This window comes from Flavobacterium sp. GT3R68, assembly GCF_007109225.1.
In the GTDB taxonomy this organism is placed as follows: Bacteria; Bacteroidota; Bacteroidia; order Flavobacteriales; family Flavobacteriaceae; genus Flavobacterium.
Window position 1 is genome coordinate 271,508 of the sequence record NZ_VJZK01000005.1, and the last position, 10,227, is coordinate 281,734.

The 10,227-nt window shown below is 39.8% G+C and carries 7 protein-coding genes and 1 pseudogene; 4 read left to right on the forward strand and 4 right to left on the reverse strand.

Going from position 1 to position 10,227, the window contains the following annotated elements; translation table 11 throughout:
• Position 1: 1 nt before the first annotated feature.
• The 3 genes from prmC (at position 2) to FNW07_RS11330 (ending at position 1,835) form a co-directional block, all read left to right on the forward strand.
• Positions 2-868, forward strand: coding sequence for a peptide chain release factor N(5)-glutamine methyltransferase (prmC, locus tag FNW07_RS11320; RefSeq protein WP_126744828.1), 867 nt, complete (start codon positions 2-4; stop codon positions 866-868).
• A 193-nt stretch (positions 869-1,061) separates the two neighbouring features.
• Positions 1,062-1,604, forward strand: coding sequence for a DUF2975 domain-containing protein (locus FNW07_RS11325; RefSeq protein WP_126744829.1), 543 nt, complete (start codon positions 1,062-1,064; stop codon positions 1,602-1,604).
• 3 nt (positions 1,605-1,607) lie between these two features.
• On the forward strand, positions 1,608-1,835 hold the full coding sequence (locus FNW07_RS11330; protein ID WP_126744830.1) for a helix-turn-helix transcriptional regulator: 228 nt from the start codon (positions 1,608-1,610) through the stop codon (positions 1,833-1,835).
• A gap of 56 nt (positions 1,836-1,891) precedes the next feature.
• On the opposite strand, the gene FNW07_RS11335 is transcribed toward FNW07_RS11330, so the two are convergent.
• Positions 1,892-3,133, reverse strand: coding sequence for an ABC transporter permease (locus FNW07_RS11335; RefSeq protein WP_126744831.1), 1,242 nt, complete (start codon positions 3,131-3,133; stop codon positions 1,892-1,894).
• A gap of 154 nt (positions 3,134-3,287) precedes the next feature.
• Here FNW07_RS11335 and hisS point away from each other — a divergent pair, with 154 nt between their 5' ends.
• Complete coding sequence (gene hisS, locus FNW07_RS11340) at positions 3,288-4,658, forward strand: histidine--tRNA ligase (RefSeq protein WP_126744832.1); 1,371 nt, start codon at positions 3,288-3,290, stop codon at positions 4,656-4,658.
• 44 nt (positions 4,659-4,702) lie between these two features.
• On the opposite strand, the gene FNW07_RS11345 is transcribed toward hisS, so the two are convergent.
• The 3 genes and pseudogenes from FNW07_RS11345 to FNW07_RS14020 all read right to left on the reverse strand — a co-directional run.
• Positions 4,703-5,383 carry a dienelactone hydrolase family protein gene (locus tag FNW07_RS11345; protein ID WP_126744833.1) on the reverse strand — a complete coding sequence of 227 codons (681 nt, stop codon included), beginning with the start codon at positions 5,381-5,383 and terminating at the stop codon, positions 4,703-4,705.
• A 140-nt stretch (positions 5,384-5,523) separates the two neighbouring features.
• Complete coding sequence (locus FNW07_RS13810; RefSeq protein ID WP_255512758.1) at positions 5,524-9,972, reverse strand: PKD-like domain-containing protein; 4,449 nt, start codon at positions 9,970-9,972, stop codon at positions 5,524-5,526.
• Positions 9,973-10,065: 93 nt separating this feature from the next.
• Positions 10,066-10,176 (reverse strand): annotated as a pseudogene (locus tag FNW07_RS14020) (PKD-like domain-containing protein); the annotation flags it as partial.
• Positions 10,177-10,227: the final 51 nt, after the last annotated feature.

A 10,227-nucleotide genomic window follows, 5' to 3' on the forward strand; every position in this document is an offset into this window, starting at 1 on the left:
GATGAAAACAGACAGAAGCATAAAAGACTACCGAACTTATTTTATTGACGAACTGACGCCGTTTTATGACGCGGGAGAATCTGAAAGTTTTTTTTATCTCATTCTGGAAGACAGACATCAGTTGAAAAGAATTGATCTGGCACTCAGTCCACAACTCACTTTATCGGAAAACGAAATCCAGGTTTGGAATTCTATTCTGGAACAATTAAAAAAGGAAATCCCAATTCAGTATATTTTGGGCACGACCAGTTTCTACGGACTGGATTTTGAAGTCAACGAAAATGTTTTGATTCCGAGACCGGAAACAGAGGAATTGGCGGAATGGATTATTTCCAAAACTAAAAATATATCGGGCACCATTAAAATTCTCGATATCGGTACCGGAAGCGGGTGCATTGCCATATCACTGGCGAAAAATATCCCCAATGCGGAAGTATTTGCCATTGATGTTTCGGAGAAAGCTTTGGCTACAGCCGAAAAAAATGCACAACGCAATGAAGTCAAAGTGACATTTATTCAAATGGATATTCTGGCAACTGAAAATTTGAACCAGCAATTTGATATCATCGTTTCCAATCCGCCGTATGTACGCAATTTGGAAAAGGAGGAAATCAAGAAAAACGTTTTGGATAATGAACCTCACTTGGCCCTTTTTGTGGAGGACAATGATGCGCTACTTTTTTATCGTAAAATATCCGATTTGGCAAAAAAGAATCTTTTGGATAACGGACAACTGTATTTTGAAATCAACCAATATCTCGGAAAAGAAATGATGGATTTGCTTCAGAATCTGAATTTTAAAAATATGGAACTCCGGAAAGATATTTACGGCAATGACCGAATGATTGGATGCGAGTTGCCTCAATAAGATATGATGTCAGAGAAACAATTGAAGGCTGACTCAAAACACTTGGCCAACCATCTTCCGTTGCATTCTACCCAGCCAAAAACAATAAGTAACACATTCACCAGCATTTTTATTTTTTTAAAAACAATCTATTTTTATTGAATGTCAATAAATATTTATTACATTTGTGGATGTAAATAGTAACTCAAACAAAATGGAAATTAAAATTAGCACTAAGCAAATACTTAATGTATTGTATATCTTATCTTGGATAATATTTATTGGTTTGTGTATTGAAGCCGGTAGTTTAATACTGAATCCTTTCTTATCACTACTTTTCAATTTAGATAATTCCGGTTATTTTGGGTTGGACAATCTCTATGCATTTGACCACGGACATTTCTATGTTCAATTATTGCTGGTAAGTATTCCGGCAATAATGAAAACGCTTCTTTTTTACCTGATTGTGAAAATTTTAAAAAACAAGAAACTAAATATTTCCAATCCTTTTAATCGGGAAATGGGACAGTTTGTATTTAATGTTTCCTACCTGTCATTTGGAATAAGTATATTCTCTTCTTGGGGTGTGAAATATAGTAAATGGTTAGGTACGCAGGGAGTGAAAATGCCTGATATACAAAGCTTAAATATAGATGGAGCAGATGTTTGGTTGTTTATGTCCGTAACATTATTTGTAATTGCACAAATTTTTAAGAGGGGAATAGAAATTCAATCTGAAAACGACCTAACCATATAAATTATGCCGATTATAGTAAATCTTGATGTGATGATGGCCAAGCGAAAAATGTCACTAAACGAACTTTCTGAAAGGGTAGATTTGACCCTTTCCAATCTTTCAATATTAAAGACTGGAAAGGCAAAGGCTATTCGTTTTACAACTTTGGATGCTATTTGTAAGGCATTAAATTGCCAGCCTGGAGATATCTTAGAATATGTTGAAGAAGAAAAAAGAACATCGAACCGCTAACAACAATTTGATAACGCGTGAAGTGCCAATTGGTATTTCTTTAAAAATACTATAAATTATTCGTATCGGAGCGCTTCAATCGGATCGAGCTTAGAAGCCTTTACCGCCGGATAGGAACCCGAAACTACCGCTACCAAAAATGTGGTGATGACTGCGGCTACAATAGCACTCCACGGAATTACAAAATCGAAATCAATGGCCGATGAAATTCCGTAACCAATCAGGATTCCTAAAATGATTCCCACCAATCCACCTAATTGGCCAATGATTAAGGTTTCCACAAAAAACTGAAAGGCAATTGTACTTCTTTTGGCACCTAAAGCTTTACGGACACCAATTTCACGTGTTCTTTCGGTAACGGAAACCAACATAATGTTCATCAATGCAATAGACGAACCAAAAATGGTAATGATACCTATTATCCATGCCGAAGCACTTAATACGCCTGTTAATTCCGCTATCCTGTTGATCAGATCGTCACTTCTAGAAATTCCGAAATTCGTTTCCTGAACGGGATTCAGTCTTCGTACGCGGCGCATTGTTATGGTCGCATTATCTACGGCTTCATTGAGTAATTCCTCTTTTTCAACCATAACGCTCATCATATAATTGATTTTGGGAGCAGTGAATAAGGAGCGCGCCACCTGAATCGGGATCAAAACCCGTAGATCCTGACTGTTTCCAAAGGTGGATCCCTTTTCCTTCAAAACCCCAATAACCCTGAATTTGGCTCCGCGAACAGAAATAACTTTGTCGATAGGATTCAGATCCTTTAGCAACCCTTTTTCAAAATCCGAACCTACAACACAGACATAGGCATTATTATCAATATCAAAACCGGTAAAATTCCGTCCTAAGGTGGTTTGCAAGCCGGAATTGTTTAAAAAATGCTCGTCGACTCCCAATACTGAAATTTCCGGATCCGTTTTCTTGGCGCCGAATTTAACCTCAGCCGTCGAGGTAGCTGTAAAAGAAAGCGAGGTTTGTGTTAAAGGATATCGGTAACTTTCTTTGAAAGCCTTGGCTTCGGGATATGATATCACCGGATTTATTTTTTCAATCTCATCACCGCCACGACTTTTGGTGGTATTTTCATATTGATTGATGTTGAAGGTATTGGAACCCATCGATGCAAAATTGGTAGAAAGAGTATTTCTTAATGCCGATACCACCGTCAGGATTCCAACTAAAGCGGTAATACCGATGGCAATAATCAATATGGTAAGAATTGTTCTCAATAATTGTGTACGGATGGAACTGAGTGCAATTCGGATATTTTCTTTAATCAAATTAAACATAGTGGGATTTTGATGGCACTAAAGTAATAATATTTAGTTGATTGATTTTTATTTTTTGTGCGAATGTTTTGTCTTTTTAGGCAACTTATCGGTAAACCAATATGCATATCGACGAATAAACCTTATTTTTGCAACTTCAAAATGATAAAATAAAATGGCACAGAAACCGAGTATACCAAAAGGCACGCGCGACTTTTCACCAACTGAAGTGGCAAAACGCCAATATATTATCCAGATTATAAAAAGTAATTTCGAGAAATTTGGATACCAGCCAATAGAAACGCCTTCCTTTGAAAACTCCGAAACCCTGATGGGAAAATACGGGGAAGAAGGTGATCGTTTGATTTTTAAGATTTTGAATTCAGGGGATTATCTTGGAAAAGTGGATGCTACATTATTAGAAAACAGAGAAAGTAATAAACTGACATCCAGCATTTCTGAAAAGGCATTACGTTACGACCTAACCGTTCCCTTTGCACGATATGTGGTACAGCATCAAAATGATATTGAATTTCCGTTTAAGCGATACCAAATCCAACCGGTTTGGCGTGCCGATCGTCCACAAAAAGGGCGTTTCAGAGAATTTTATCAATGTGATGCTGATGTAGTGGGTTCCACATCCTTGTGGCAGGAGGTAGAATTGGTGCAATTGTACGATGCGGTTTTCAATGAATTAGGTTTGGAAGGCGTGACCATCAAAATCAACAACCGAAAAATCCTTTCGGGAATTGCTGAGGTTATTGGTGCTTCTGATAAACTGATTGACTTTACTGTTGCATTGGATAAGCTGGACAAAATAGGCGAGGACGGTGTAAAAACCGAAATGATAGAAAAAGGAATTTCAGCTGAAGCGATTGCAAAAGTACAGCCGTTATTCACTTTCACCGGAACGATTTCAGAGAAAATTGAAAAATTGTCCCAACTTTTAGCCTCCTCGGAAGAAGGGATGAAAGGTGTTGCCGAAATACTATTTATATGTGATAACGTCATCAACTTAGGATTGAACAAATCAATTTTAGATTTGGATGTAACCTTAGCGCGTGGATTAAATTACTACACAGGTGCTATTTTTGAAGTCGCTCCGCCAAAATCCGTTTCAATGGGTTCTATTGGAGGCGGCGGAAGATATGATGATTTGACGGGAATTTTTGGATTGAAAAATATGAGTGGTGTAGGGATTTCTTTTGGCCTGGACCGAATTTACATGGTAATTGAAGAATTGGAATTATTCCCGGAAACCGTTACCTCAACTTCCAAAGCATTGTTCATTAATTATGGGGAAAAAGAAGCTTTTTATTCGATGAAAGCGATTAAGGAATTGCGCAACCACGGAATAAAAGTGGAACTATATCCTGATAATGTAAAAGTTGGAAAGCAGTTTCAGCACGCCGACAAACGCGGAATTCCTTTCGCAGTTGTTGTTGGAGGGGAAGAAATGGAAAAAAACCAATATGCGTTGAAAGACCTGGTTTCAGGCGAACAGAAAAACGTGAGTTTAGAGGAACTGATACAAAATCTGAAATAATAAAAAAGGCTGTCACTTAACGACAGCCGTTTATTTTTTGATAGTTATTTCTTTTGCTTTAGCATCCAATCATAAATCGCATCTTCCCGAAAGAGATTTTCCACATTGCTATGGTTTCCGCCGGGGATGATGGTAAACTTCACATCCGCTTTGGGATTACAACCCTTGATGGCATTTACTATTTTTTTGGATTCGGAAAGCGGAACGACAAAATCCTTATCTCCATGTTGAATCCATAACGGTATTTTTCCCAGCATGCAGGCATCTTTTTCGTTACCGCCGCCGCAAATTGCTACTGCTGCTGTTATCCGGTGGGGATATTTCCCGGCAAAATGCATCGTGCCATACGCGCCAAGACTCATCCCGCAGACATACACCCGGGATAAATCGGTTTTGTAATTTTTCTGCACATATTTTAATACTTCTAATACTTTGTCAGGATTCCAAGCGCCGGAAGCCAATTGAGGGGCAATAACTAAAGCCGGTATTTTTCGGCCTTTTTCAATGGCACGCAAAATGCCGTATCGCTTCACGCGGTTGATATCTGTTCCTGAGAGACTTTTTCCATGTAAAAAAATAATTATCGGTACTTTACCATCCATCACTTTTTGAACAGGAACATTTACCCAAAATGGATAATCGGTTTTTCCAATTACGGTACTCAGTTGAGCATGCATAAGAAAACTTCCAAATAGAATAAGTGTCAGAACGAAAATTTTTCTCATAAGGGCAAAGTTATCCTTTTTGATCGGACTGCTGCTGTTTCTGTTAAATTCGGTATTTTTTTTGTGATTTTGGTATTAAAAAAAACAGCCCTCCGATAGGGAAGGCTGTTAAATAGGTATAAATAAATTTAGAGATCCTGTCATTGTTTGATGATGATTTTTTTGCTTAAGGTGCCGCTGGAAGTATGGATTCGCACAACGTAAGCGCCGATGCTTATGTTTTTAATTGGGATTTGTATGTTCTCTTGGTCTAAATTTTCAACCTCCCAGTTTTGAATCGCCTGACCGATAAGATTTACTAAAGTGACTTTTTTAACAGTCTCTCCAATTAATGAATTATTGATTAACAGTTGATTTCCATTTTGTACGTGGATTATTTCAATGCCTGCACCATTGTGTTGATCTACATCTAAAGCCACCTCGGAGAAGCGTACAGAAAAGCGGTCGTTATGTTCGCCAATTGGTAAGGAAGCAGTGAAATCTCCATTTTTCAAATCATAGTATAGACCGGTGAAATTATCATAAATAAAGATTGATGTGGCATCAGTGATATTTTCCAAATTATCTATTTTGATGGTAGTTAATCCAACACTGGCGACTTTTACTCCAAGAGAAATTTCCTGATTGGAACTGAAATCAGTAATTGCCTGAATTACAAATTTACTATGGTTTAAATCCCAATACAGATCCTCATTATTAACATCTATCATTGGAGCATCATAACCTAAATCAAATAGCGTTGAGGTGCGGGAATCTGCTCCTAATAATAACTGGCGTTGTACACCAGAAGGGGAAATGAATTTTAATCTGATTTTTGGACGGTTATCTACATCGATTGCTGTTGTGGATTCGTTTTGGTTTCTAAAGAATACGGAACTTGATGATTCTGTTTTAAAAAGACGTTGGGTGTTTTTAAATACTATTGGTCCCCCCGTTATTGCAGAAGTTAATCCAGGATTATTGGTAGTTAATAAAGGATCCACAATGGTTCCAATAAAGAATCCCTGTCCTACCGGGATAAATTTACCTGGCATTCTAGTACCGGTGGAATTATTGTTGACGGTCAAAGGATCATTCGCGACAGCAACTGCCCCTCCCATTAGAGAATAAGTTGCATAACCACCAATGTATTCATTTAATAAATGGGTCTGACCACCGAAATGATCCCAAAAATAAAGTGCTCCGTTAAAATTATTAGAAGAAGCATTTCCGCCATCTTTAATGTTATCTATAATAAAAGCATCGGCATTTAAAGCTGAAGGATAGGGGTTTCCTATCAGATAACTTTGGGCCAGACTAATATTTAAGGTAATGGTTCCACTATTTGGTTTTCCGTAGAACACATAATTTTGCTGCGTTAAAAAGGCGGCTGTGCCATCGGTCCCTTTCATCGTAAAACCTTCGGCGATTTTTAAAGACCCGGTACTGCCTATGGGTTGCCATGCAGAATAGCTATTACTGAGCGCAGTGTATTTAAAAATCCAACTGTTACTAATTTTTATTGGAATTGATGCAACGCCATCGGCAAAAGTAACCCCATTTCCAAACGCGATGCTATACGGATTAAAGGGAAATGAAACAACATCAGTTCCATCACGTAAAATACCACCAACTGTATAATTGATATTGTCGGTACTTACTGGGGCGCACCAGTAATTATAACGCCAACTGCTTTTGGTTCCTTGTTGGTCAGCTACTAATTTCCCGGTACCACCTGCAGGATTTGCCGCTGTACCGTTTTGTACTAATTGTGCATCGCCTGTTAAACGTAAGTCTCCATTTAACAAGGAAAGATTCTGTATGACTGTTAATTCAAATCCAGTAACAACGCTCACGCCTTTGCCTCCATTTGACGTGCTTACAGTCATGTTGTAAAAAGTTTCCTGAGTTTTTATTCCTTCATTTACAGTCTGAATAAGATTTGATGTCGCTCCGTTAAAAGTGACGGTTCCGGTTCCTGGAATAAATGTGCCATTATTTTTCCAATCCCTGCTTACCATTAATTCCGAATTATTGGTAGCAGCCATCGTAAGTGAGGTCCCTGCATTTAATATTAAATCTTGCGCCGAAGCAATAAAGCCATAAGCCGCAGCAAATGGGGAACTACGGTCAATAAGCGGCATTCTTGGACTTCCCGCATTAATCATCGCATTTACGGTACTTGATGGTAATCCACCAGACCAATTGTGACAGTCAAACCAATCGGTACTGACTAATCCGGTCCATAATCCTGGTGTTCCATTCAACACTGTGATATTTGCCATCCCTGTAAAATCGCCTGGTATCGCTATACATCGAAAATCTCTTAAAGCAGTGATCCAACAACTTACATTGGAAGTGATATTTGGAACAGAAAAAACATACGGATTAAGAGACGTCGTTACCGTTGTAGGTGTTGTGCCATTAGTGTAAGTGATTGTCCACGGCGCTGTTCCTGTTAATGCAATGCTGAAAGTCGCCGTACCTCCATTACAGACCGTTTGATTGGGTCCAATACTGGCGGTAGGTCTTGGATTAACAGTTACGGTAACATTTTGTGAACCCCCTGTACAACTACCAATTGTAGTCGATACCGTATAAGTAGTTGTTACAATAGGCGAAACAGTTGCAGTGGATGTATTACTTATAATCTGACCATTAGTTGTGTCAACCCATTGCGTATTTAAGCCTACCGGCACGTCCGGAATTCTAATATTGTCTATTGCCCAAGAACTACCGGCGCTACCGTGGTAATTGAAACGTACTTTCAAGGAAGTCTGGCCAATATAAGCACTTAAGTTGATAGATTCAAGAGGGAAATTATTATAGGGAGTTCGCGTATCAGTGGCAAAATATTCCGCTAGTACAATATTGTAAGATGCCCCGCCATCTAGTGAAAGTTCTACCCGTACCCATGAAGTCCCCACTAAATTATACGCATGATTAAATTCCAAGGTTGCTGTAGTAAGCCCGACGGTACTGAATGTCGGGGTTTGCATGATGGAATTAAAATTACCATTAGCAATAGCAAATTTCCCTGTGGCACTATAATTAATGCCTGAATACGTACCTCCATTTGTGGCACTAAGTTGGAAAGGACCAGGATTAGTGTTACTGCCCCCGGCGTTAAGGCAATTGCCGCATCCATCTACAAGCCATCCCGTGGGATTGGAATTATTGAAGGCACCGCCGGTTGCTAGATTCTGACTGGTTGCATACCCGCTTTGTGACGTAAGTATAGAAGAGTCTCCGGCACAGATGGTGGATGGAGTTGCTACTACGGGTGTTGGAATAATTGTCGGAATTGCATTAACTACAGCCGTTACGGAGTATGCAATGGGACAAAACGAAGTATTTTCTACCACGGCTCTGAAAATCGTAGTTTGGTTTATTCCGGAATAATTATGAGTCGTAGTTGTTATAGGCCCGGGAATTGTAGTCCATGTTGTACCTCCGGTTGTTGATGATTCCCACCGTAGGACTGTACCTAAATAACTACTTAATGTCAACGTACCGCTGGCAGGCGCACAAGTAGTGATGAGCGCAGGAGTGATTACCCCCCCATCTGTTGATGATATTACCACTACAGTTGCAGTTATTGGCGTTCCCGGGCACCCGTTTGCAGTAGGGGAAATGGTGAAAGTCACTGTTATTGGTGCGGTGGTTATATTGTTTAATGTACCACTGATATCACCCGAACCACTGGCGGCAATTCCTGTTACATTAACAGTATTATTTCTCGTCCAGGTATAAGTAGTTCCTACTGTACTGCTGCTAAGGACCATTGTGGCAATTGTATCGCCGGAGCAAATAGTTTGCGATGCATTAGTTGCTGCCACAGTAGGTTTTGGTTTTACAATTACAATGGTTGTAATAGGTGTTCCTGTACAGCCATTTGCTAATGGTGTTATGGTAAAAGTTACGGTAACATTTGCGCTCGTTGTATTGGTCAACGTTCCGCTGATGTTTCCGCTTCCACTAGCTGCAATTCCGGTAACTGATGCGGTATTGTCCCGGGTCCAGTTATATACGGTTCCGGTCACATTTCCAGATAATGCCATCGCAACAATTGAATTTCCAGAGCAGATAGTTTGTGGCGAGTTTGTAGCGGCAACAGTGGGTTTAGGGTTTACAGTCACAGTGGCGGTTATAGTGTTGCCCGGACAGGCGGTCGCTGTTGGCATGATGGTAAAGGTTACAATAATAGGTGCAGTGGTTGAGTTTGTCAAAGTTCCACTAATGTTTCCGCTTCCGCTGTTTGCAATACCCGTTACGCCAGAATTGTTTCTTGTCCAGGTAAAAGTGGTGCCTGCAACACCACTTGTAAGTACAATATTGGAAATCGGACTTCCAGAACAAGCATTTTGCGACGCGCTTGTAGCTATTGCATCCGGTTTAGGTTTTACAACTACTGTGGCGGTTACGGGAACCCCGCTACATCCATTGGCAACTGGTGTAATGGTGAAAGTTACTGTAACTGCAGCATTGGTTGTGTTTGTTAGACTTCCTGATATATTCCCGCTGCCGCTTCCGGCGATTCCTGTTACTGCTACTGTATTATCTCTTGTCCAATTGAAAGTGGTTGACGCTACGGTTCCAGAAATGGTCATGGTGGTTATACCACTTCCGGAACAAATCGTTTGGGAGGCGTTGGTTGCAGATGCTGTCGGTGTTGGTTTAACAATCACGGTAGCAGTGATTATGGTGCCTGTGCATCCGTTAGCTGTGGGTGTAATGGTAAAAGTTACTGTAACATTTGCGTTTGTGGTATTTATTAATGTTCCACTAATATTTCCGCTTCCGCTTGCGGCTATTCCTGTTACTGTTGCCGTATTGGTTCTAGTCCAATTAAAAGTTGTAGATGC

What these genes read in the sequence shown, in the direction of transcription:
- prmC (WP_126744828.1), top strand. Translation starts at nt 2, where the DNA reads ATGAAAACAGACAGAAGCATAAAAGACTACCGAACTTATTTTATTGAC.
- FNW07_RS11325 (WP_126744829.1), top strand. Translation starts at nt 1,062, where the DNA reads ATGGAAATTAAAATTAGCACTAAGCAAATACTTAATGTATTGTATATC.
- FNW07_RS11330 (WP_126744830.1), top strand. Translation starts at nt 1,608, where the DNA reads ATGCCGATTATAGTAAATCTTGATGTGATGATGGCCAAGCGAAAAATG.
- FNW07_RS11335 (WP_126744831.1), bottom strand. Translation starts at nt 3,133, where the DNA reads ATGTTTAATTTGATTAAAGAAAATATCCGAATTGCACTCAGTTCCATC.
- hisS (WP_126744832.1), top strand. Translation starts at nt 3,288, where the DNA reads ATGGCACAGAAACCGAGTATACCAAAAGGCACGCGCGACTTTTCACCA.
- FNW07_RS11345 (WP_126744833.1), bottom strand. Translation starts at nt 5,383, where the DNA reads ATGAGAAAAATTTTCGTTCTGACACTTATTCTATTTGGAAGTTTTCTT.
- FNW07_RS13810 (WP_255512758.1), bottom strand. Translation starts at nt 9,972, where the DNA reads ATGACCATTTCTGGAACCGTAGCGTCAACCACTTTCAATTGGACAAGA.